19 protein-coding genes are annotated in these 21,391 nt (G+C 70.5%); 10 read left to right on the top strand and 9 right to left on the bottom strand.

Going from position 1 to position 21,391, the window contains the following annotated elements; all coding sequences use genetic code 11:
• Positions 1–11: 11 nt before the first annotated feature.
• From V5F49_RS17785 to V5F49_RS17760, 6 genes are all read right to left on the bottom strand, one after another.
• Positions 12–893 carry a branched-chain amino acid ABC transporter permease gene (locus tag V5F49_RS17785; RefSeq protein ID WP_394116875.1) on the bottom strand — a complete coding sequence of 294 codons (882 nt, stop codon included), beginning with the start codon at positions 891–893 and terminating at the stop codon, positions 12–14.
• Positions 894–959: 66 nt separating this feature from the next.
• Positions 960–2,165: an ABC transporter substrate-binding protein gene (locus V5F49_RS17780; protein ID WP_394116874.1), complete on the bottom strand. Its 1,206-nt coding sequence runs from the start codon at positions 2,163–2,165 to the stop codon at positions 960–962.
• 52 nt (positions 2,166–2,217) lie between these two features.
• Positions 2,218–2,934 carry an ABC transporter ATP-binding protein gene (locus V5F49_RS17775; protein ID WP_394116873.1) on the bottom strand — a complete coding sequence of 239 codons (717 nt, stop codon included), beginning with the start codon at positions 2,932–2,934 and terminating at the stop codon, positions 2,218–2,220.
• 1 nt (position 2,935) lies between these two features.
• Positions 2,936–3,709 carry an ABC transporter ATP-binding protein gene (locus V5F49_RS17770; protein ID WP_394116872.1) on the bottom strand — a complete coding sequence of 258 codons (774 nt, stop codon included), beginning with the start codon at positions 3,707–3,709 and terminating at the stop codon, positions 2,936–2,938.
• Between the two features lie 293 nt (positions 3,710–4,002).
• A complete protein-coding gene (locus tag V5F49_RS17765) occupies positions 4,003–4,569 on the bottom strand; it encodes a hypothetical protein (RefSeq protein WP_394116871.1) in 567 nt (188 codons plus the stop codon).
• Positions 4,570–4,657: 88 nt separating this feature from the next.
• Positions 4,658–5,257 carry a peroxidase-related enzyme gene (locus V5F49_RS17760; RefSeq protein ID WP_394116910.1) on the bottom strand — a complete coding sequence of 200 codons (600 nt, stop codon included), beginning with the start codon at positions 5,255–5,257 and terminating at the stop codon, positions 4,658–4,660.
• 305 nt (positions 5,258–5,562) lie between these two features.
• Between V5F49_RS17760 and V5F49_RS17755 the strand changes: the two genes are divergently transcribed.
• The gene (locus tag V5F49_RS17755; RefSeq protein WP_394116870.1) at positions 5,563–10,407 is read left to right on the top strand and encodes an NAD-glutamate dehydrogenase; all 4,845 of its coding nucleotides are present in this window, start codon (positions 5,563–5,565) and stop codon (positions 10,405–10,407) included.
• 250 nt (positions 10,408–10,657) lie between these two features.
• Positions 10,658–11,407 carry a YebC/PmpR family DNA-binding transcriptional regulator gene (locus V5F49_RS17750; protein WP_394116869.1) on the top strand — a complete coding sequence of 250 codons (750 nt, stop codon included), beginning with the start codon at positions 10,658–10,660 and terminating at the stop codon, positions 11,405–11,407.
• A gap of 99 nt (positions 11,408–11,506) precedes the next feature.
• On the opposite strand, the gene V5F49_RS17745 is transcribed toward V5F49_RS17750, so the two are convergent.
• Complete coding sequence (locus V5F49_RS17745) at positions 11,507–11,941, bottom strand: MerR family transcriptional regulator (protein ID WP_394116868.1); 435 nt, start codon at positions 11,939–11,941, stop codon at positions 11,507–11,509.
• A gap of 450 nt (positions 11,942–12,391) precedes the next feature.
• Between V5F49_RS17745 and V5F49_RS17740 the strand changes: the two genes are divergently transcribed.
• From V5F49_RS17740 to ruvA, 4 genes are all read left to right on the top strand, one after another.
• A complete protein-coding gene (locus V5F49_RS17740; RefSeq protein WP_394116867.1) occupies positions 12,392–14,863 on the top strand; it encodes a hypothetical protein in 2,472 nt (823 codons plus the stop codon).
• A 202-nt stretch (positions 14,864–15,065) separates the two neighbouring features.
• Positions 15,066–15,575, top strand: a complete 510-nt coding sequence (ruvC, locus tag V5F49_RS17735; protein WP_394116866.1) for a crossover junction endodeoxyribonuclease RuvC — start codon at positions 15,066–15,068, stop codon at positions 15,573–15,575.
• 97 nt (positions 15,576–15,672) lie between these two features.
• Positions 15,673–16,104 carry an anthrone oxygenase family protein gene (locus tag V5F49_RS17730; RefSeq protein ID WP_394116865.1) on the top strand — a complete coding sequence of 144 codons (432 nt, stop codon included), beginning with the start codon at positions 15,673–15,675 and terminating at the stop codon, positions 16,102–16,104.
• Positions 16,105–16,126: 22 nt separating this feature from the next.
• Positions 16,127–16,747, top strand: coding sequence for a Holliday junction branch migration protein RuvA (gene ruvA / locus V5F49_RS17725; protein WP_394116864.1), 621 nt, complete (start codon positions 16,127–16,129; stop codon positions 16,745–16,747).
• A 9-nt stretch (positions 16,748–16,756) separates the two neighbouring features.
• On the opposite strand, the gene V5F49_RS17720 is transcribed toward ruvA, so the two are convergent.
• Complete coding sequence (locus V5F49_RS17720; RefSeq protein ID WP_394116863.1) at positions 16,757–17,551, bottom strand: hypothetical protein; 795 nt, start codon at positions 17,549–17,551, stop codon at positions 16,757–16,759.
• Positions 17,552–17,663: 112 nt separating this feature from the next.
• Entirely contained in the window at positions 17,664–18,194 is a 531-nt protein-coding gene (locus tag V5F49_RS17715; protein ID WP_394116862.1) for a flavin reductase family protein, read from the bottom strand.
• A gap of 197 nt (positions 18,195–18,391) precedes the next feature.
• On the opposite strand from V5F49_RS17715, the gene ruvB reads away from it, so the two are divergent.
• The 4 genes from ruvB (at position 18,392) to ybgC (ending at position 21,354) form a co-directional block, all read left to right on the top strand.
• Entirely contained in the window at positions 18,392–19,432 is a 1,041-nt protein-coding gene (ruvB, locus tag V5F49_RS17710) for a Holliday junction branch migration DNA helicase RuvB (protein ID WP_394116861.1), read from the top strand.
• 67 nt (positions 19,433–19,499) lie between these two features.
• Entirely contained in the window at positions 19,500–20,132 is a 633-nt protein-coding gene (locus V5F49_RS17705; RefSeq protein ID WP_394116860.1) for a TetR/AcrR family transcriptional regulator, read from the top strand.
• 83 nt (positions 20,133–20,215) lie between these two features.
• Entirely contained in the window at positions 20,216–20,623 is a 408-nt protein-coding gene (locus tag V5F49_RS17700) for a DUF2852 domain-containing protein (protein WP_394116859.1), read from the top strand.
• Between the two features lie 221 nt (positions 20,624–20,844).
• The gene (gene ybgC, locus V5F49_RS17695) at positions 20,845–21,354 is read left to right on the top strand and encodes a tol-pal system-associated acyl-CoA thioesterase (RefSeq protein ID WP_394116858.1); all 510 of its coding nucleotides are present in this window, start codon (positions 20,845–20,847) and stop codon (positions 21,352–21,354) included.
• Positions 21,355–21,391: the final 37 nt, after the last annotated feature.

Genomic DNA, 21,391 nt, shown 5'->3' with positions numbered 1-21,391 from the left:
CTGGTCTTTCTTCACTTTGCGGTGCCGAACAGGCCGGCGGGCTTCACCATGAGCACGATGGCCATGATGACGAAGATCACGGTGGAGGAGGCCTCGGGGTAGAACACCTTGGTGAGGCCTTCCACGATGCCGAGGCCGAAACCGGTGACGATGGCGCCCATGATGGAGCCCATGCCGCCGATGACCACCACCGCGAACACCACGATGATGAGGTTGGAGCCCATGGTGGGGCTCACCTGGTAGGCCGGGGCGGCGAGCACGCCGGCGAGCGCGGCAAGGCCGACGCCGAAGCCGTAGGTGAGCGTGATCATGCGCGGCACGTCGATGCCGAACGCCTGCACCAGGTCCGGGCGCTCGGTGGCGGCGCGCAGGTACGAGCCGAGCTTGGTGCGCTCGATCACGAACCAGGTGGCGATGCACACCACCAGCGAGGCCACCACCACGAAGGCGCGGTAGTTGGGCAGGAACATGAAGCCGAGGTTGGTGCCGCCCGGCAGCGGGTTGTTGTATGGCAGGCCCGAGGAGCCGTACTGCCGGCGGAACAGGCCCTCGATGATGAGGGCGAGGCCGAAGGTGAGCAGCAGCCCGTACAGGTGGTCGAGGTGGTAGAGCCGCTTGAGCAGCGTGCGCTCGATCACCATGCCGATCGCCGCGACGATGATCGGCGAGAGCACCAGCGCGCCCCAGAAGGGGATGCCGGCATAATTGAGCAGCATCCACGCCCCGAACGCGCCCATCATGTACTGGGCGCCGTGGGTGAAGTTGATCACGTTGAGCAGGCCGAAGATCACCGCGAGCCCGAGGCTCAGCATGGCGTAGAACGCGCCGTTGATCAGGCCCAGGAGCAGCTGCCCGAAAAGGGCCTGCGGGGCTATGCCGAGAAGCTCGAACATCGAAGATCCGTCTCGTCAGGAGGAAGCAGGCCGGCCCTTAAGGTCCGGCCCGCCGTCTATGGAGGGTCAGCCCTTCTTGACGAGGGGGCAGTCGCTCTCGCTCAGGGGCCGGAAGGCCTCGTTCGCGGGAATGGTGGCCTTCAGGGTGTAGTAGTCCCAGGGGCCCTTCGACTCCGACGGCTTCTTCACCTCGAACAGGAACATCGGGTGAATGTGACGCCCGTCGGCCCGCACCTCGCCCTTGCCGAACAGCGGGTCGTCGGTGGGGATCTTCTTCATCTCGGCCACCACGGCGGAGCCGTCCTTGGCGGACTTCAGCGCCTCGACCGCCTTCAGATAGTGCAGCACGCCGGAATAGACACCGGCCTGCACCATGGTCGGACGGCGGCCGCCGTTGGCCGCGGCGAAGGCGTCGGCGAACTTGCGGTTGGCGTCGGTCTGGTCCCAGTACCACGCCTCGGTGAGGGTCAGGCCCTGAGCCACCTTCAACCCGAGCGAGTTCACGTCGGTGAGGAAGATGAGGAGGCCGGCGAGCTTCTGCCCGCCCTCGACGATGCCGTACTCGGCCGCCTGCTTGATGGAGTTGATGGTGTCGCCGCCGGCGTTGGCGAGGCCGACGATCTTGGCCTTGGAGGCCTGCGCCTGCAGCAGGAAGGAGGAGAAGTCGGCGTTGTTGAGCGGCACCTTCACGGAGCCGACCACCTTGCCGCCGTTGGCCTTCACCACCTCGGACGTGTCGCGCTCGAGCGCGTGGCCGAAGGCGTAGTCGGCGGTGAGGAAGAACCAGGTGTCGCCACCGTTCTTCACCACGGCCTTGCCGGTGCCGTTGGCGAGCGCCCAGGTGTCGTAGGTCCAGTGCACGGTGTTGGGCGTGCAGGCCTTGCCGGTGAGGTCGGAGGTGGCGGCGCCGGAGTTGATGAAGACCTTGTTCTTCTCCTTGGTCACGCCGCTCACCGCGAGCGCCACGCCGGAGTTCGGGGTGTCGACGATGACGTCCACGCCGTCCACGTCATACCACTGGCGGGCCACCGAGGTGCCCACGTCGGCCTTGTTCTGGTGATCGGCGAAGATCACGTCGACCTTCAGGCCCTTGGCGGCGGCGCCGAAATCCTCGACCGCCTTCTTGGCGGCCCAGACCGAGCCCTGGCCGCCGAGGTCGGCGTAAAGGCCGGACTGATCGTTCAGCACGCCGATCTTGACGGGCACCTGGGCATGGGCGGCGCTGACGCCGGCAAGGCAGCTCGCGGCCAGAAAGAATGCTGCAAGACGCATGTGTTCTCCTCCCACCGGCTTCAGCCGGATATCTCTGTCTGGAACCCGGCCTTCAGACGCCGAGGAACGCTTCGAGACGCGCCGCGTTTTCCGCGATCTTGTCGTTTTCCACCATGTCCACCACGCGGCCGTGCTCCACCACGTAATGGCGGTCGGCGACAGTGGAGGCGAAGTGGAAGTTCTGCTCCACGAGCAGCACCGTGAACCCCTTCTTCTTGAGGTTCCGGATGATCTCGCCGATGTGCTGCACGATCACCGGCGCGAGGCCCTCGGAGGGCTCGTCCAGCAGCAGGAGCTTGGCCCCCGTGCGCAGGATGCGGGCGATGGCGAGCATCTGCTGCTCGCCGCCGGAGAGCTTGGTGCCCTGGCTGTTGCGGCGCTCCTCGAGCCGCGGAAACAGCTCGTGCACCTCGTCCACGCTGAGGCCGCCGGGCAGGACCACGGGCGGCAGCAGCAGGTTCTCGCGCACCGACAGCGAGGAGAAGATGCCGCGTTCTTCCGGGCAGATGGCGATGCCGAGCCGGGCGATCTTGTTGGGGGCGAGCCCCACCGTCTCCGTGCCCTCGTAGCGGATCGAGCCGGCCCGCTTGCGCAGCAGGCCCATGATCGCGCGCATGGTGGTGGTCTTGCCGGCGCCGTTGCGGCCGAGCAGGGTCACCACCTCGCCGGGGTGGACGTCGAAGGTCATGCCGTGCAGCACGTGGCTTTCGCCGTAGTGGCCGTGCAGGTCCTTCACCTGGAGAAGCGGGGTTCCGTTCGCGGTGGCCATGTCAGTGCGCTCCGTGTCCGGTGCCCATGTAGGCCTCGACGACCTGCGGGTTCTTCGACACTTCCGAATAGGGGCCCTCGGTGAGGATCTCGCCGCGCGCCAGCACGGTGATCCGGTCCGAGAGGTTCGCCACCACGGAGAGGTTGTGCTCCACCATCAGGATGGTGCGGTTGTCCGACACGCGCTTGATGAGGTCCGCGGTGCGGGCGATGTCCTCGCGGCCCATGCCGGAGGTGGGCTCGTCCAGCAGCAGCATCTCGGGCTCGAGCGCCAGGGTGGTGGCGATCTCCAGCGCGCGCTTGCGGCCGTAGGGCAGCTCCACCGCCAGATGCCTGGCGTAGTGGGTCAGATCCACGTCGGCGAGCAGCTGCATGGCGCGGTCGTTGAGCGCGCCGAGGCTCTTCTCCGACTGCCAGAAGTGGAACGAGTTGCCGATGGGCCGCTGCAACGCGATCCGCACGTTCTCCAGCACGGTGAGGTGCGGGAAGGTCGCCGAGATCTGGAACGAGCGGACCATGCCGAGCCGCGCCACGTCCGCCGGCGGCGTGCGCGTGATGTCGCGGCCGTTCAGCTTGATGGTGCCGCGGGTCGGCTCCAGGAACTTCGTGATGAGGTTGAAGCAGGTGGTCTTGCCCGCCCCGTTCGGCCCGATGAGGGCGTGAATCGTGTGGCGGCGGATCCTGAGGTCAACGTTCTTGACCGCAGCAAATCCTTTGAATTCCTTGGTGAGACCAGACGCTTCAACGATGTAGGGCACGTCTGAGACGGTGTCCATGATCGTAATGTGCCCTCGCATTGTCGGCACTGTCCGGCGTTGCTCGGACAGATGGCCTGTTTCCTCCGGGTCGGCACCTTTGGCGGCGCACTTGATCTTGCGACGCAACGTAGCATGGTGCGCCGTGGAGGCGTCAATAGACCGGCCTCGCAACAAATGTCCAGATGGATCTTGCGGTGCGATTATGCTTCTCGCCTACCGCTGCGACATGTCCGGGCCAGAAGGTATTATCAGAGTTGAAAACGCGGCCGCGAAAAGCTGCATCTGGCACCGAGATACCGTCGTAAAGAATTTCACCGGCCCGGCGGGGAGATGTTGTCCACATCTTCGATGGTAAGTCCGATGAGGCGCCCCGCCCCGGCGTCCCGCGCATCGGTGATCTCGAGCAGCGCTTCCCCCGCGGGGAGCCGGAAGCGCAGGCTCTTGCGCACGCCGGGACAGGCGCGCACGCCGGTGAAAGCCTCGGGCGCCAGCGGGCGGCCACCGACGAACAGGTCGACCCACGCCGGTGCCGATATCGTGACCTGCCAGAGCCGCGCGGGGCCGGGCACAGAGAGCCGGAGCACGCCCGCCAGCGGCTCGCCGGGCGGCCGGGTCGGCGCATGGGGCAAGGCGGCGTCGGCGAGCGGCACCAGCCGGAGGGCGACGGCCCCGGCGCGGGGCAGGTGCAGGCTGGCGCCGCTGTCGAGCTCCGGCACGCCGGGCGCGGCCAGCGCGGCGCGGGCGGCGTCGAGGGGCCAGGCGGCGCGCGCGCAATCGTCCGCCGGCTGCGCGCCGGCCTCCGGCGCCAGGGCGAGCGCAATCATCGCCGCGGCCGCGATCACCCCCGCCCGGCCCCGCCGGCTGCTGTCCACGCCCATGCCTGCCTCCCCTGGCCTTGCCGGAAAGATATATCGACAAGGATATATCTTTCCGGATGCGCGGCGAAGCCCGGGGCCGGGCCGGCGCTCACTCCCGCAGGGTGCGGGCCTGGGCGTGGTAGGCCTCGTTGGGCCGCATGTCGGTGGCGCCGGCGATGCGGTTGGACATGTTGAAGAAACCCACCACGGCCGACACGTCCCAGATGTCCCGGTCGCTCAGGCCCACGCGGCGCAGCCCCTCGCGGTCCGCCTCCTCCACCTCCCACGGCCGCTCGGTGAGCTTGGCGGCGAAGTCCAGCATGGCGCGGCGGCGCGGATCGAGACGGGCGGCGCGATAGTTCATCACCATCTGCTCGCCGAGGATCGGATCGCCGGAGAGCTGGCGGACGGCGGCACCGTGCGCCGTGAGGCAGTAATAGCAACGGTTCACGCTGGAAACGACCACCGCGATCATCTCCCGCTCCAGCTTCGAGAGGCCGGAGGGGGCGAGCATGAGGTCGTTGTACATGGCAGCGAAGGCCGACAGCTTCGGCACATCGAACGCATAGGCCTGCAGAACGTTGGGCACGAAGCCGATCTTCTCCAGGCACTTGTCGAAATACGCCCGGTTGGCGGCATCGAGCTCCGCGGGCGGCAGGACCAGCGCGATGGCGGGCAGGTCGTCCCGCTCCCGCGCGGCAGCCGGCACCGGCGCGGCGGGCACCGTCGCGACCCTGGCGGCCTTGCCCGCCTTGGGGGCCCCGGACGCCTTCGCGACGACCGCGGCGGGCTTCTTCGCCGCCGCGGGCTTGGCCGGCGCCTTTTTCGCAGGCGTGCCCTTAATTTCGGCGGGCACGCTTTTGCCCTTTTCCGCGCCCACGCCTGCCTTCACTTTCGTTGCCATAGCGTCGCCTCGTCATTTTCGCGTCGCCGCCCGGGGGCCAGAACGGGTCCGTTGCCGAAAACCGGCGCGGAAGAGACCGGCAGGCCGGCACGCAGCAGTGAGGAAAGGCCATGAACGTCATGGGATTTCAAGCCAGCGCGGAAGCGGGCGACGGCCTGCCGGACATGGCGGAGCTGAGGACGGCGCTCGCCGCCCGGTTGCGGGATGACGCCACCGGCGTGCCGGAGGCTTTCGTCGCCATCTTCCTCGCCGCCGTGGCGCCCGAGGATCTGGCCCACCTGACGCAGGCCGACCTCGGTCTGCTCCTCGCCGCCGCCTGGACCCATGTGGCGGGCCGCCCCAAGGGCCAGCCCAGCGTGCGGGTATTCACCCCACCGCTCGCGGCGGGGGCCGTGACCGTGGTCGAGGCGGTCAACGACGACATGGCCTTCCTGTTTGATTCGGTGGCGGGCGAGCTGGCGGAGCGCGGGCTCGACCTCAGGCTCGCCGCCCATCCGATCCTGCATGTGGAGCGCGGCCCCGACGGGGCGGTGATCGGCCTCGAGCAGGTGTCCGGCCGCGGCGGCCTCTCCGAGGAGAACCGCGAGAGCCTGATCCACATCCATGTCGCCGCCATCGGCGAGGCCGAGCAGGCCCAGCTGCGCGCCGCGCTGGAGCAGACCCTGGCGGACGTGCGCGCGGCCAACGAGGACTTCTCGGCCATGCGCAAGCAGGTCAAGAGCCTCAGCAAGGGCTATCGCCGGGAGAAGCGCCCCTACGAGGCCGACGCCCAGGAGGAGGCGGCCGACCTGCTCGAATGGCTCACCGAGGACAACTTCATCTTCCTCGGCCTGCGCCAGTACGAGCTGACGCCCGACGGCCTGAAGGCGGAGGCCAACAGCGGCCTCGGCATCCTGCGCGACCCCTGCGTGCACGAGCTGCGGCTCGGCGACCAGCCGGTGGTGACCACGCCCGAGATCCGCGCCTTCCTGGAAGGGCCCACCGCCCTGCTCTTCACCAAGGCCAGCCTGCGCGCCCGCGTCCACCGCCGCGACGTGATGGACTACGTGGGCATCAAGACCCACGACGAGAAAGGCCGCCTGACGGGGGAGGTGCGCCTCATCGGCTTGTTCGCCTCCACCGCCTACACCCATTCGGTGCGTGAGATCCCCTACCTGCGCCTGAAGGTGGCCTCGGTCATCAAGGGCGCGGGGCTCGAGCCGGACAGCCACTCGGCCCGCGCGCTCCAGACCGTGCTGGAGACCTACCCGCGCGACGACCTGTTCCAGATCGACGCCCAGACCCTGCTCGGCCACGCGCGGGAGATCCTCTCCCTCTACGACCGGCCGCGCCTGAAGCTGCTGGCGCGCACCGACCGTTTCGACCGCTTCGTCTCCATCCTCGCCTTCCTGCCGCGCGAGCGGTTCGACGCGCAGGTGCGCGACCGCATCGGCGCCATCCTGTGCCGGGCCTATGACGGCGAGGTCTCCTCCCTCGACCAGGCGTTCGTCGCCGGCCTGCCGCTGACGCGGGTGCAGTACATCATCGGCCGCAGCGAGGGCCGCACCCCGCAGGTGGACCGAGCCGCGCTGGAGCGGGAAGCGGCGGACGCCATCCTCTCCTGGGGCGACCGGCTGTGCGCCGCCATCGCCGCCGGCCCCGGCGCGGGCGCGGAAAACGTGGCGGATCTCCAGCGCCGCTATGCCGGCGCGTTCGATCCCGGCTATGTGGCGGCCTACGACGTGGACACGGCCCTCGCCGACATCGACCGGCTGGAGCGCCTGTCGGTGGAGCGGCCGGTGGCCCTCGACTTCTACCGCAGGGCCGGCGACGACGCCGCGCGCATCACCCTGCGCCTGCTCTCCTACGGCGCGCCCCTGCCCCTCGCCACCCGCGTGCCCATGCTGGAGAACATGGGGCTGAAGGCGATCAACGAGCGAACCTACCGCATCGCCCCGGCCGGGGCTGCGGAGCGCAGCTGGCTGCACGACATGACGCTGGAGCGCGCCGACGGCCGCGCCATCGCGGTGGAGGGCTCGGCCGAGCGGCTGGAGGACTGCCTGAACGCGGTGCTGCGCGGCGCGGCGGAGAATGACGGCTACAACGCCCTGGTGCTGGATGCCGGCCTCACCTTCCGCGAGGCGGCGCTGGTGCGGGCGCTGGGCCGCTACCTGCGGCAGGCGGGCATCCCCTTCTCGCAGGACTACATCTGGCAGACCATGACCGCCCACGGCGGCCTCGCGGCGCAGGTGGTGGCGCTGTTCCACGCCCGCTTCGACCCCGCGCTCGATGGCGCGCCCGAGGCCCGCGCTGCGCGGGAGGAGCCGGTGCGCGCGGCCATCGCGGAGGGGCTGGCGGCGGTCTCCAGCCTCGACGAGGACCGCATCCTGCGCCGCTTCGTCAACCTCGTGGATGCGGCGCTGCGCACCACCTATTACCAGCGCGACGCGCAGGACCGGCCGAAGGACGCCATCTCCATCAAGTTCGAGAGCGCGAAGGTGGAGGGCCTGCCCCTGCCCCGCCCGCTGTTCGAGGTGTTCGTCTATGCCCCGCGGGTGGAGGGCGTGCACCTGCGCTTCGGCAAGGTGGCGCGCGGCGGCCTGCGCTGGTCGGACCGGCCGCAGGACTTCCGCACCGAGATCCTCGGCCTGGTGAAGGCGCAGCAGGTGAAGAACGCCGTCATCGTGCCGGTGGGCGCCAAGGGCGGCTTCGTGCCCAAGCGCCTGCCCGCCGGCGGCACCCGCGAGGAGGTGATGGCCGAGGGCACCGCCGCTTACGAGATGTTCGTCTCGGCGCTGCTCGACCTCACCGACAACCTGAAGGCCGGCGCCGTGGTCCATCCGGCCGACACGGTGCGCCTCGACGCGGACGACCCGTATCTCGTCGTCGCCGCCGACAAGGGCACCGCCACCTTCTCGGACACCGCCAACGCCATTTCCGCCCGCCATGGGTTCTGGCTGGACGACGCGTTCGCGTCTGGGGGCTCCGTCGGCTACGACCACAAGGCCATGGGCATCACCGCCCGCGGCGCCTGGGAGGCGGTGAAGCGGCATTTCCGCGAGCTGGACATCGACATCCAGACCACCCCCGTCACCGTGGCCGGCGTCGGCGACATGTCCGGCGACGTGTTCGGCAACGGCATGCTGCTGTCGCCTGCCCTGAAGCTGGTGGCGGCGTTCGACCACCGCCACATCTTCCTCGACCCCGAGCCGGATCCGGCGGTGGGCTTCGTGGAGCGGCGGCGGCTGTTCGCCCTGCCGCGCTCCTCCTGGGCGGATTATGATGCCGGCCTCATCTCGAAGGGCGGCGGCGTGTTCCCGCGCTCGGCGAAAAGCATCGAGCTGTCGGAAGAAGTGCGCGCGCTGCTGCGCTTCCCCAAGCCTCACGCCACCCCGGCCGAGCTCATCAGCGCCATCCTGAAGGCGCCGGTGGACCTCCTGTTCTTCGGCGGCATCGGCACCTATGTGCGCGCCTCCGCCGAGACCGACGCGCAGGTGGGCGACCGGGCGAACGACGCCATCCGCATCCCCGCCGCCGATCTGAACGCGCGGGTGATCGGCGAGGGCGCGAACCTCGGCATGACCCAGCGCGGGCGCATCGAGGCGGCGCGCCGGGGCGTGCGGCTCAACACCGACGCCATCGACAATTCCGCCGGCGTGAACACCTCCGACGTGGAGGTGAACATCAAGATCGCCCTCGCCTCCCCGCTCGAGCGCGGCGAGCTTGCCCCCGACGCCCGCGCCGCCCTGCTGCGCGAGATGACCGGGGAGGTGGCAGTCCTGGTCCTGCGCAACAATTACGAGCAGACCCTCGCCCTCTCCCTCGCCGACCGGCGCGGCGCGGACGACCTCGCCTTCCAGCAGCGCCTGATGCAGATGCTGGAAATGCGCGGCGAGCTCGACCGCGCGGTGGAGTTCCTGCCTTCCGACCTGGAGATCGCCGACCGTCGCTCGCGCGGGGAGCACCTCACCCGACCGGAGCTGGCGGTGCTGCTCGCCTATGCGAAGCTCGCGCTCAACGCCGACCTCGTGGCCTCCAGCGTGCCGGACGACGCCTATCTCTCGGGCGAGCTGGTCGGCTACTTCCCGCGGGAGATCAAGGAGCGCTACCCCCACGCGATCGAGACCCACCGGCTGCACCGGGAGATCATCGCGACCGGGCTTGCCAACGCCATCGTCAACCAGGGCGGGCCGTCCTGCCTCGCCCGCATCGGCGACCAGACCGGCGCCGATGCCCCCACCCTCGCCCGCGCCTTCGCCGCCGTGCGCGACAGCTACCGCCTGCCGGAGCTGAACGCCGCCATCGACGCCCTCGACAACAAGGTGCCGGGCGCCGTGCAGCTGGCGCTCTATTCCGCCGTGCAGGACCTGATGGTGGGGCGCACCATCTGGTTCCTCGGCAATGTCTCCTTCGCCGACGGCATCGCCGGGGTGGTGGAGCGCTATCGCACCGGCATCTCGGCGGTGGCCGCCGTGCTGGAGGAGAGCCTGCCCGCCGCCTGGCGCGCCGAGTGGGAGGGCCGGGCCGCCGAGATGGCGACGCACGGCGTGCCGGACGACCTCGCCCGGCGCATCGCCTTCATGCCGGCCATGGCGGCGGCTTCCGACATCGCCCTCATCGCCGAATCGACCGGTCGCGCCATTCCCACCGCGGCTTCGACCTTCTTCGCGGCGGGGCGGTATTTCGCCATCGACGACCTGATCGTGCAGGGCCGCAGCATCGCCGCGCCGGACTATTACGACCGGCTCGCGCTGGACCGCTCCCTGTCGCAGATCGAGACCTTCCTGCGCCGCATCACCGTCGACATGCTGGCGGGCGAGGGATCGGGCGAGGCGGCGGTGGAGGCCTATGTGGCGGCGCGCCGCGAGGAGGTGGAGCGCATGCGCCGCACCGTCCGCGACATCGCCGCCTCCGGCCTCAGCCTGTCGAAGATGACGCTGGCGGCGAGCCTGCTCGGCGACCTGCTGCGGAGCTGACGCACCCGGCGCCGCGGCCACCCCGGGCGGGAGCCGCGGCGCCCATGCCCCTTGGTCACCGAGCGCCGTCGGCACCGGCCCCATGGTGCGCAAAGCCACGAGCCGGCGAAAAGCCGGCGCTGGCGCATGCCCGCTTCCTTGCTCTTTTCCCCGGCTCCGACCTATAAGGCCGGCTCAGTCAACAAGAAGGGTCCGGGCGGCGCCGCGGCGGCGGGGCGCGGGACCCAAGCCTCGAGGAATGGTGGGCGGCATGGCCGGGCATTCACAATTCAAGAACATCATGCACCGCAAGGGGCGGCAGGACGCGATGCGCTCCAAGCTGTTCTCCAAGCTGGCGCGCGAGATCACGGTGTCCGCCAAGATGGGCATGCCGGATCCCAACATGAACCCGCGCCTGCGCGCCGCCATCCTCGCGGCCCGCGCCGAGAACATGCCCAAGGACAACATCGAGCGCGCCATCAAGAAGGCGGCCGGCGGCGACTCGGAGAATTATGACGAGATCCGCTACGAGGGCTACGGCCCCGGTGGCGTCGCCGTCATCGTCGAGGCGCTGACCGACAACCGCAACCGCACCGCCTCGGAAGTGCGCTCCTATTTCACCAAGTCCGGCGGCAACCTCGCCGAGACCGGCGCGGTGTCCTTCATGTTCGACCGCGTGGGCGTCATCGAGTTCGCCGCCGAGAAGGCGGACGCCGACGCCATGATGGATGCCGCCATCGACGCGGGCGCGGACGACGTGTCGTCCTCGGAAGCCGGCCATGAGGTGGTCTGCGCCGCCGAGAGCCTCGCCGAGGTGCAGCGCGCGCTGGAAGCCAAGTTCGGCGAGCCGCGCAAGGCAGCCCTGGTGTGGCGGCCCCAGAATACCATCGCCGTGGACGACGAGACCGGCGAGAAGCTCCTGCGCCTCGTGGAGACGCTGGAGGACAACGACGACGTGCAGACCGTGACGGCCAATTTCGAGCTGTCCGAAGCCCTCATGGCCAAGCTCAGCGCCGAGTGAGGGACCGTGTGGTGCCCGGGGGCCGGGCACCCGCCGCGCAAGGCAAAAGAAAAGGGGAGCGCGGCCGGGCCGTGCTCCCCTTTTTCGTTGGGTCCGCGCTCAGGCCGCGAGGGCGGCGGCGATGGACTTGAGCTCGTCGATGGCCGCGTCGATCTCGGCGCGCTGGCGCTCCAGCTGGGAGAGCTGGGCGAGGCAGCGCTCGCGGGAGAGCGAGAGGCCGGCTTCCTCGCCGTCATGCGCCGCCACCAGGGCGCGGATCTCGGCCAGGGTGAAGCCGAGGTGCTTGCCCTTGAGGATCACCGCCAGGCGGCGGCGGTCGGCCTCGGAATACAGGCGGGTCATGCCGTCGCGGCGCGGCGAGAGCAGGCCCTTGTCCTCATAGAAGCGCAGGGCGCGCAGGGTGATGCCGAACTCCCGTGCCAGATCGCCGATGGTGAACAACGCGCCATCGCGGGCGGCGTCGGCCACGGCGGCGGCCGTGACGGGGTGGAAGGCCGGGTTCGCAATCCCCTGCTCGAACGTCTTGGCGTCCATAACTGATATCCCCTTCGCAAGTCCCCCCGCGCGGACCGCACGGCGGAAGACCCCCCTCGCCCATGTTTGTGAATCAGGTTTCGGCCACGGCGCCTGCCGTTGCGCCACCATGCCTATCGAACCACGCCCGGCAGCGGGAGGGTTTGCGGGCTACCGTTGGGGAAAGTAACAGTTACAAGCGTTCAATATCATACACTTATGTCTGCCATCGCCCCCGGCGTGTGTCGTCCGCCCGCCACCGTTCAGATGCCCGAGATACCGCCGCACACGTCCCAGGCCCCTCCCGACACGTCCCCTCGCCCACCCGCGAGGTGCCGAGCCGGCCGTCCCCAAGGGCAAGGGCGAGGCATCGGTTAACCGGCCATTTACCAAGATCCGAAACTCTTCCGTCAGAGATCGAGAACGAATCGCCGCGGTATCGGGAAACCCGATCCGCGCGGGGAGGCCGGAATGGAGCGGATGGAACGCACGGCCCGGATGCAGGCAACGGCCCGCCCCGCCCAGATGCGGGTACATGGGCACCCCTACCCCAGCGCGGAAGCCGAGCCCGACGTGCCGGCCTGGGACGTGCTGGAGGTGCCCTCTGCAACCATCGAGAAGCTGCGGAGCGAGGTGGCGGCCCTGCGCGAGCGCCTCGCCACCGCCGCGCCTAAGCGGGCCGTGGTGGAGATGGACAAGGCCATCACCCTTCTGTGCCGTCGCGTCGACGACATCCGCGAGGCCGGCGCCGCCCGCGACGCGCAGGACGGCACGGTGTCCGCCGAGCTCGCGGCCATCCGCGCCGGGCTCGACGAGATGCGCCGCCGCGACCGCTCCGGCGCCATCGAGGGCGCGCTCGACACGCTCGCCCGCAAGATCGACCTGATCGGCGCCCGCGCCGTGGACCCGGTGGAAGTGGCGCGGCTGCAGACCCAGATCGAGGAGCTGGGCGCGCTGGTGACCCGCGCGGTGGCCGGCATTGACGGCAATGGCGCCTTGCAGCGCCTCGCCGAGCGCCTCGCCGCCTGCGCCGTGAACGTCGCCGAGGCCGGCGAGGATGCGGCCCGCCGCGTCGCCGAGGCCACCGGCGTGTTCGAGCGCAAGGCCGAGGCCCTGCTCAGCCGCGTGATGGAGATGGAAGCCCGCGCCCGGGCCGGCGACGATGCCGCCGCCGAAGACCTGCGCCGCTCCCTGCTGGGCGCGCTGGAGGGCGTGCATCATCGTCTCGACGAGATGGCTTCGCTGTTCTCCGGCCAGCTCTCCGCCCTGTCGCCGGCCATCGGCGCCGAGGTGGGCCAGCGCCTCGCCGACCTCACCGCCCGCGTCGCCGCCGCCGAGGCGGCCGGTCACGAGGCCGTCGCGCCGCTGGCCGACGTGGTGGAACGCCACCTGCTCGCCCTCTCGGCCCGCTTCGCCGACACCCACGCCCGCCTCGACCGGCTGGACGACATGGAGCTGTCGCTCCAGCGGCTGGTGGAGGAAATGCGGCAGGTGCGCGAGACCACCCATGCAGCAACGGCCGAAGCCGTCGCGGCTGTGGCGGCCAAGGTGTCGGATGATCCCGCCGGCGCCGCCGTCATCGGGCTGAAGCGCGGCCTTGCCGCCCTCGAGGCGCGGCAGGACCAAATCGAGCGTCGCGCCGGCGAGATGCTCGCCGCCGAGCTGGAAATGGAGCTGGACGGCATCTCGGTGGCGCTGTCGCGCGACGAGGATGGCTCCTACGCCCCCCGGACCGCCGCCCCGCGCCCCGAACGGCCCCGCCCCGCCCCTGCGGCCGGGACCGAAGACGCCGCGCCCGAAGACGCCGCGCCCGCCTCCGCCGCCACGGACACCGCAACCGCGGGCCCGGCATCACCTGCGGCCCCTTCCGCCCCGCCCCGCGGCGAGGGCGCCACCCGCAACGTCCACATTCCCTGGCCCGAGGGCACCCGCCCCGGCGAGCGCCCGGCGGGTGACAACCGCCCCCGCATGGAGCGTCGCAGCCGGGCCAAGCGGCCGGACAAGGCCCGCGCGCCCGGACTGATGGGCCGGCTGTTCCCGCGCGAGATGCTGGCCCGCAAGCGCCACATGGCCATGGTCGCGCTCATCGCCGGCGCCACCACCGTCTTCGCCGGCACGCTGGCCGGCATCGCCTGGCGCAACGGGCCGGACATCCTCTCCGGCGTCACCGGCGCGCTGCGCCGCCTCACCGCGCCTGCCGTGGCCGGCGTCACCGGGGCCGGCCTGCCCGCGCCCATCGGCCCGGCCGCGCTCCAGGCGGCGGCGAGCGGCGGCGATGCGGCCGCCGCCTTCCTGGTCGCCCAGCGCTATGCGGAAGGTCGTGGCGTGGAGGCCGATCCCGAAGCCGCCGTGAAGTGGCTGGCCTTCGCCATGCAGAAGGGTTCCGCCCCGGCCGCGCACCGGCTCGGCGCCATGTATGAGGCGGCCGGCCGCGAGCTGGGCGAGGCCCGGCGCTTCTACGAATGGTCGGCGGAGCACGGCAACGTGCGCGCCATGCACGCCCTCGCCATGCTGCTCTCGGACGGCACCGCGGCTGTCACCGGCGGCAAGCCCGACTGGGCCGGCGCGCTGCGCTGGTTCCGTGCCGCGGCCGAGCTCGGCTACCGCGACAGCCAGTACAATCTGGGCGTGGTCTATGCGCGAGGCCTCGGCGTCGCCGCGGATCTGGGCGAGGCCTACAAGTGGCTCGCCCTCGCCGCCGCGCAGGGCGACGAGGACAGCGCCCGCAAGCGCGACATCGTGGCGGCCGATGCCGATCCGGCGACGCTGGCGCGCGCGCGGCAGGCCGTGTCGGCCTTCAGCCCCGGCACGCCCATCGCGGCCGCCAACACCGTCACCGTCGCGCCCGAATGGAACGACGCCGCCGGCGAGGCGGCCAGCTCCAGCGCCGCACGGGCGAAGAAGCCCACCCGCGTCGCCAGCGCCGCCACGCCGGCGCTCTGACCCGACGCGCCGGATCTGGTGCGCTGGGTCTGGTGGCTGACTTGAACGGCTGACTTGGCCGGCTGACTTGGCCGCCTGACTTGGCCGCCTGACTTGGCCGCCTGACCTGGCGCGCTCACCCGGCGCCCTCTCCCGGCGCGGTGACCGGCGGGCGGGTCCGGCGCCCTTGCCCTCCTCCTCCCGCCTGACGCACGGTGCCGCCATGGAACCGCACGCGATTCGCATCGTCGGCCTCGATCCCGGCCTGAGGCGCACCGGCTGGGGGGTGATCGACGTGGTCGGCTCCCGCCTGAGCTTCGTCGCCTGCGGCACCGTCCTGCCGCCCGAGGGGGCGCCCATGGGCGAGCGCCTCGCCATCCTTCACCGCGAGCTTGCCGCCATTCTGGCTCGCCACGCCCCCGACGAGGCGGCTGTGGAAGAGACGTTCGTGAACATGAACCCCGCCTCCACCCTCAAGCTCGGTCAGGCCCGCGGCGTGGTGATGCTCGCCCCCGCCCAGCTGGGGCTGCCGGTGGCCGAATACGCCCCGCTGCTGGTGAAGAAGAGCGTGGTGGGTGCCGGGCGCGCCGAGAAGGGTCAGGTGCGGATGATGATCTCCATCCTCCTGCCGCAGGCGACCCCCGAGACCGAGGATGCCGCCGACGCCCTCGCGGTCGCGGTGACGCATGCCCACCATCGCGGCGCGGCTGCGCGCGCCCGCGCCGCGCTGTAATGTCCGCGCATATGGGATGTCGGCCGGGGGCCGGATGGCGGAAAGCGTCCCGGCCGGACGCAGGCCGCGCCGGCACGGCCGCCGGGGAGAGCGGGACATGATCGTCGGTCATCTGGCGCTGGTGGTGGCGGCCCTGTTCACGGGCGCCGCCTTCTATATCAATGCGGTGGAGCAACCGGCGCGGCTGGCGCTGGCCGATGGCGCGGCGCTGACGCAATGGAAGCCGGCCTACCGGCGCGGCTTCGCCATGCAGGCGTCGCTGGCGGTGATCGGGGCGGTGCTGGGCGCCCTCGCCTTCTCCCGCGACGGGGACTGGCACTGGCTCGCCGGCGGCGTGCTGATGCTCGCCAACTGGCCCTACACCCTCATCGGCATCATGCCCACCAACCGCGCCCTCCTCGCCACCGAGCCCGGCGCGGCCGATGCCGAGACGCGCCGGCTCATCACCAACTGGGGCCAGCTGCACATGGTGCGCACCGGCCTCGGCGCGCTCGCCACCTTCGTCTTCCTCTGGGCGGCGCTCACCTGAGCCGCCCGCCGAAAGGCCCGTCATGATCGGCAAGCTCAAGGGCGTCGTGGACACCATCGAGGAGGATCACGTCATCCTCGACGTGCACGGGGTCGGCTATCTCGTCCACTGCTCCGGGCGCACCCTGTCCGCCTTGCCGCGCGCGGGCGAGGCGGCGTCCCTCTTCATCGAGACCCATGTCCGCGAGGATCAGATCCGCCTGTTCGGCTTCAGCTCGGCCGGCGAGCGGGACTGGTTCCGTCTGCTGCAGGGGGTGCAGGGCATCGGCACCAAGACCGCGCTGGCCGTGCTTTCCACCCTGAGCGCCACCGAGCTGGCGCAGGCCATCGCCCTCGGCGACAAGACCACCGTCGCGCGCGCGCCGGGCGTGGGCCCCCGTGTCGCCACGCGCATCATCACCGAGCTGAAGGACAAGATGCCCGGCTTCACCGCCTCCGAGCCGCTGGCGGCGCAGCTGGGCATCGCCCCGGCCGGAGCCGAGGCCGCCGGCGGGGCTGCTGCCGACGCGGTCTCCGCCCTCGTCAACCTCGGCTATGGCGCGCCGCAGGCCACCGCCGCCGTGGCCGCCGCCCTGCGCGCCGCCGGCGAGGATGCGCCCACCGAGAAGCTGATCCGCCTCGGCCTGAAGGAGCTGGCGAGGTAGGGGCCGCCCCTATTTCGCATTGAGCCAGATGGCATTGATCAGCCGCGCGTCCACCGGCGCGATATCCTGCCAGCACGGCTCCGTGGTGCACCGCTCCACCTGCTCCATCTTGGTCCACTGGGCCAAGCCGCCACCGGTCGGAATTCGGATGTTGATCTTGCGGTCCTCATCCCAGAGGAGGATGTAGTCGGACGTGAAGCGGCGCTCCTGGAACAGACGGACCGGTGAATCCGAATTACGATAATATTCGACCCACACCCTTCGGTCGTCCACCTTGCGGGTGATGGAACTCTCCCGCAAATCATACGCTTCTATGTTTTCGATCAGCCGTGCCGCTTCCAACCGGGGCGCGGCGCTGATCTTCCTCGGCCAGCCGAAGAAAATACAGGAAATCAGGGCGGCGCTGATGAAGACCAGCACCGCGGAGGCGAACCAGCTCAGCACGCGGGATTGCCATTGCGTGTTGATGTCGTCTTTTTCGAAGCAGAAGAGGACGAAGATCAACAACAGGGCGAACACTGTCGCGATCCCCACGAGGGCGAGGTTCGCAAGATTGAGGCTCGCGATGACCCCCATCACGGCAGAGACGAAGCCGACGGCCGCAACCGCCCATTTGTAGACGCCGGGAGCTTGGCTGGGGAAATCCTTCAGCATGTCGCCGCCGGGCGCGGCCGGGCTGGCGTCCTGGCGCGCCGCGGCCCCTGCATCGCCCGGCTTGGTGGCACCCGGTGCATTTCCGCCCGCCGGCGCATCGACAGGATCGGGCGCGGGTTGAGCCGCGACAGGCGGATTGACTTCGTCCAAGGCCATGAGCTCCCCCCACCGCAGCCCAGATATGCTCCTTTAGGTATATCATTTTTATATCTACAACCAACTGAAAACGGAACCGTGACGTTGCTCCGCCTTGGACACCCCCTCAGGGCATGCGCGACGCGATCTTCAGCACCTCCCCGTCCACGGCGAAGGCGCCGTAGCCGCGGTGGTGGATGGTGCGCGGGTTCTTCTGCGCCGGATCGCGCCACGCCTTCACCGCTTCCAGCACGAACAGGTTGAAGCGGTTGACGAGCCGCGTCTCGATCACCCGGCATTCCAGATTGGCGAAGCATTCGGCGATCAGCGGCGCGCCGACCTCGGCGGCCGGGCGCGGCGTGAGGCCGATGGTGGCGAACTTGTCCGTGTCGCGGCCGGAGCAATTGCCCACCGCCACCACCTTCTCCGCCAGATCCACGGCGGGAATGGCGATGACGCATTCGCGGGTGGCGCGCAGGGCGGTGAAGCTGAAGTCCGCGCCCGAGACGATGCAGGCGATCAGCGGCGGGGTGAACTCCACCATCATGTGCCAGGACATGGCCATGACATTGGCCCGCCCCTTGTGGGCGGTGGCGAGCAGCACCACAGGGCCGGGCTCGATGAGCCGGTAGACCTCGGCAAGCGGCAGATCCTTCATGGCCATCCCTCCGCGCCCGGTGAAGCGGGCGCACGATCCTGCCACAGGCGAGGTGCGGCGCGCGCGGGGCGGGATCAATCCCGGCGGCGGCTGCGCGTTCCCCTTCCGTACCCGCCGCCGGCGCTCTAAAGTCGCCGCGACTCGACCATTGCGGCGCCCGGCGCGCCGGCATGCGTCCGCCACGGAGAAGGCCATTCATGAACCCCCGCCTCCTCTCGGGCGAGAAGCGCAGCGAGGATGCCGACGCGACGCTGCGCCCCCAGCTCCTGAAGGAGTTCGTGGGGCAGGCGCAGGCGCGGGCCAATCTGGAAGTGTTCATCAAGGCCGCCCGCGCGCGGGGCGAGGCGCTGGACCACGTGCTGTTCGTGGGCCCGCCAGGCCTCGGCAAGACCACGCTGGCGCAGATCATGTCGCGCGAGATGGGGGTGGGCTTCCGCTCCACCTCCGGCCCGGTGATCGCCAAGGCCGGGGACCTCGCCGCCATCCTCACCAATCTGGAGGAGCGCGACGTCCTGTTCATCGACGAGATCCACCGCCTCTCCCCGGCGGTGGAGGAGATCCTCTATCCCGCCATGGAGGATTATGAGCTCGACCTGATGATCGGCGAGGGGCCGGCGGCGCGCTCGGTGAAGATCTCCCTGCCGAAATTCACGCTGGTGGGCGCCACCACGCGCTCGGGCCTGCTGACCACGCCGCTGCGCGACCGCTTCGGCATTCCCGTGCGGCTCCAGTTCTACACGGTGGAGGAATTGGAGAAGATCGTCGTGCGCGGGGCGAAGGTGCTGGGCATCGCCATCGCCCCCGACGGCGCCACCGAGATCGCCCGCCGGGCGCGGGGCACGCCGCGCATCGCCGGCCGGCTGCTGCGGCGGGTGCGCGACTTCGCGCTGGTGGCCGAGGCCGAGCGCATCGACCGCAGGATCGCCGACCGGGCGCTCTCCGCCCTGGAGGTGGACGCCGCCGGGCTCGACGCCATGGACCGGCGCTACCTCACCGTCATCGCCGAATTCTACGGCGGCGGGCCGGTGGGGGTGGATACGCTGGCCGCCGCCCTCTCCGAACCGCGCGACGCCATCGAGGAGATCGTCGAGCCGTTCCTGGTGCAGCAGGGCTTCATCCAGCGCACCCCGCGCGGACGGCTGCTCACCGCCGCCGCCTTCCGTCATCTCGGCCTGCCCGAGCCGGCGCCGGTGCGGCAGATGCCCCTGTTCGAGGCGGGCGACGAGGCCCTCGACTGATCCCGCCGCCGCCGGGCCGGCCCAAGGCCATCGACGGCGCCTCTCCCATCATGTAAGCCCCCTTCACATGAGCTGGTCCCGAAACGGCGAGACGCGCGGCTATCATCACGGCAACCTGCGGGAAGCCCTGATGCGGGCGGCGCTCGACCTGATCGGCGAGAAGGGCATCGCCGGCGTCACCTTCGCCGAGGCAGCGCGGCGGGCGGGGGTGAGCGCGGCCGCGCCCTACCGCCACTTCCGCGATCGCGACGAGATGCTGGCCGCGGTGGCCGCCGTCGGGTTCGAGCGCCTCGCGCAGGCGCTGGAGGCGGCATGGCAGAGCGGACGCCCGGCACCGGCCGTGGCCTATGAGCGGGTCGGGCGGGCCTATCTGGACTTCGCCCGCCGCAACCCGGCCGAATATGCCGCCATGTTCGAATCCGGCCTGCCGCCCGAGGGGCATGAGGGGCTGAAGCAGGCCGGCGACCGCGCCTTCGGCGTGCTGCGCGAGGCGGCGGAGGCGCTGGTGGCGCAGATCCCCGGCCCCGGCCGCCCCCCCGCGCTGATGGTGGCGCTGCACACCTGGTCGCTGGCGCACGGCGTCGCCTCCTTGTTCGGCCGCGCGGATTCCGCCCGGCGCAAGCTGCCCATGGGCCCGGAAGACCTGCTGGAGGCCGCCTTCCTCGTCTATCTCAAGGGCCTCGGCGCCCCTTCCGCCTGATCCCGCAAGCCTTCCGGCATTGACAAGGCCGGCAGGCGCGCCCATATATGTGAATGTTATTAACATTCACCAGGACGGACGCCATGGAGCTCGCTTACAAGCTCGACAGTTACGGCAAGCCGGCGTGGATCGCGCTCACGGTGCTGGGCTTCATGGCCTGGTGGCCGCTGGGCCTCGCCATCCTCGCCTTCGCCATCGGCAGCGGCCGCTTCGGCTGCAGGCGCGGCGTCAGCCGCTGGCAGGAACAGGGAGCGGAGACGATGCGCAACGGGTTCGGCTGCTGGACGCGTTCTGCCCCTTCCAGCGGCAATCGCGCCTTCGACGAGTACCGGCAGGACACCCTGCGCCGGCTGGAAGAGGAGCAGAAGGAGTTCAAGGACTTCCTCGAGCGCCTGCGGCAGGCCAAGGACAAGGCCGAGTTCGACCAGTTCATGGCCGACCGCCGCCGCCGCGACGACGAGGGCGGCAGCGAGCCGGCCGCCGGCAACTGACCCCAAGCCCGCCGGCCCGGATCACCAGCCGCTGCCGGCGGCTTTCCGACCGCGCCCAGGCCGCGTCCCGTCGATCCGGGGCGCGGCCGTTTCCTTGGGCGGGCGGCAGTTTTCTTTGGCGGGCAACCGGCTTGCGCCGCGCGTTTTGTCGCTGACCAGCCGGCATGCTTCCCCCGCCCTGCGAGGTTCACTTGCGCGCCGGCCTCGGTTATGAGGGCCCCATGATCGAGCGCCCGACCCCCTCCCCGTCCGATCCGCACCTGAGCCTCGCCGGCCGCCTCATCCCCGGCGGGCACAGCCTGATGCTGCGCGTCTATTACGAGGACACGGACTTCTCCGGCATCGTCTACCATGCCAACTACCTGAAGTTCATGGAGCGCGGCCGCTCGGACTACATGCGCCTGCTCGGCGTGGCGCAGGGCGAGTTGTTCGCCCAGGCGGCGGAAGAGGCACCCGGCTTCCATTTCGTCGTCCGCTCCATGCAGATCGACTTCCTCAAGCCCGCGCGCATCGACGACGTGCTGGAGGTGGTCACCCTCTCGAAGGATGTGGCCGGCGCCTCCATCACCTTGCTGCAGCAGGTGAAACGCGGCGAGGAGCTGCTGATTTCCGCGCTCGTGCGCGTCGCCTTCGTGTCGCAGGGCCGCGCCAAGCGCATCCCCGATGCCCTGCGCCAGGCGACGCTCGCCGACGCGCGCGAGGCCGAGGCCACCGGCCAGACCAGCCGCTGAGGCCGCCCATTCCGCTTCAACGGGCCCGGCGCTAACG

Source organism: Xanthobacter lutulentifluminis (assembly GCF_043194675.2).
In the GTDB taxonomy this organism is placed as follows: domain Bacteria; phylum Pseudomonadota; class Alphaproteobacteria; order Rhizobiales; family Xanthobacteraceae; genus Xanthobacter.
The sequence above is the reverse complement of the archived record's forward strand: the minus strand, read 5'-3'. Positions and strand labels throughout refer to the sequence as shown.

Bases quoted from the DNA above. Each gene is read 5' to 3' on its own strand.
- V5F49_RS17775 (WP_394116873.1), bottom strand. From the start codon at position 2,934: ATGGCCACCGCGAACGGAACCCCGCTTCTCCAGGTGAAGGACCTGCAC.
- V5F49_RS17765 (WP_394116871.1), bottom strand. From the start codon at position 4,569: ATGGGCGTGGACAGCAGCCGGCGGGGCCGGGCGGGGGTGATCGCGGCC.
- V5F49_RS17705 (WP_394116860.1), top strand. From the start codon at position 19,500: ATGAGCTGGTCCCGAAACGGCGAGACGCGCGGCTATCATCACGGCAAC.
- V5F49_RS17750 (WP_394116869.1), top strand. From the start codon at position 10,658: ATGGCCGGGCATTCACAATTCAAGAACATCATGCACCGCAAGGGGCGG.
- V5F49_RS17715 (WP_394116862.1), bottom strand. From the start codon at position 18,194: ATGAAGGATCTGCCGCTTGCCGAGGTCTACCGGCTCATCGAGCCCGGC.
- V5F49_RS17770 (WP_394116872.1), bottom strand. From the start codon at position 3,709: ATGGACACCGTCTCAGACGTGCCCTACATCGTTGAAGCGTCTGGTCTC.
- V5F49_RS17780 (WP_394116874.1), bottom strand. From the start codon at position 2,165: ATGCGTCTTGCAGCATTCTTTCTGGCCGCGAGCTGCCTTGCCGGCGTC.
- ruvA (WP_394116864.1), top strand. From the start codon at position 16,127: ATGATCGGCAAGCTCAAGGGCGTCGTGGACACCATCGAGGAGGATCAC.
- V5F49_RS17755 (WP_394116870.1), top strand. From the start codon at position 5,563: ATGAACGTCATGGGATTTCAAGCCAGCGCGGAAGCGGGCGACGGCCTG.
- ybgC (WP_394116858.1), top strand. From the start codon at position 20,845: ATGATCGAGCGCCCGACCCCCTCCCCGTCCGATCCGCACCTGAGCCTC.
- ruvB (WP_394116861.1), top strand. From the start codon at position 18,392: ATGAACCCCCGCCTCCTCTCGGGCGAGAAGCGCAGCGAGGATGCCGAC.
- V5F49_RS17730 (WP_394116865.1), top strand. From the start codon at position 15,673: ATGATCGTCGGTCATCTGGCGCTGGTGGTGGCGGCCCTGTTCACGGGC.
- V5F49_RS17745 (WP_394116868.1), bottom strand. From the start codon at position 11,941: ATGGACGCCAAGACGTTCGAGCAGGGGATTGCGAACCCGGCCTTCCAC.
- ruvC (WP_394116866.1), top strand. From the start codon at position 15,066: ATGGAACCGCACGCGATTCGCATCGTCGGCCTCGATCCCGGCCTGAGG.
- V5F49_RS17740 (WP_394116867.1), top strand. From the start codon at position 12,392: ATGGAGCGGATGGAACGCACGGCCCGGATGCAGGCAACGGCCCGCCCC.
- V5F49_RS17785 (WP_394116875.1), bottom strand. From the start codon at position 893: ATGTTCGAGCTTCTCGGCATAGCCCCGCAGGCCCTTTTCGGGCAGCTG.
- V5F49_RS17700 (WP_394116859.1), top strand. From the start codon at position 20,216: ATGGAGCTCGCTTACAAGCTCGACAGTTACGGCAAGCCGGCGTGGATC.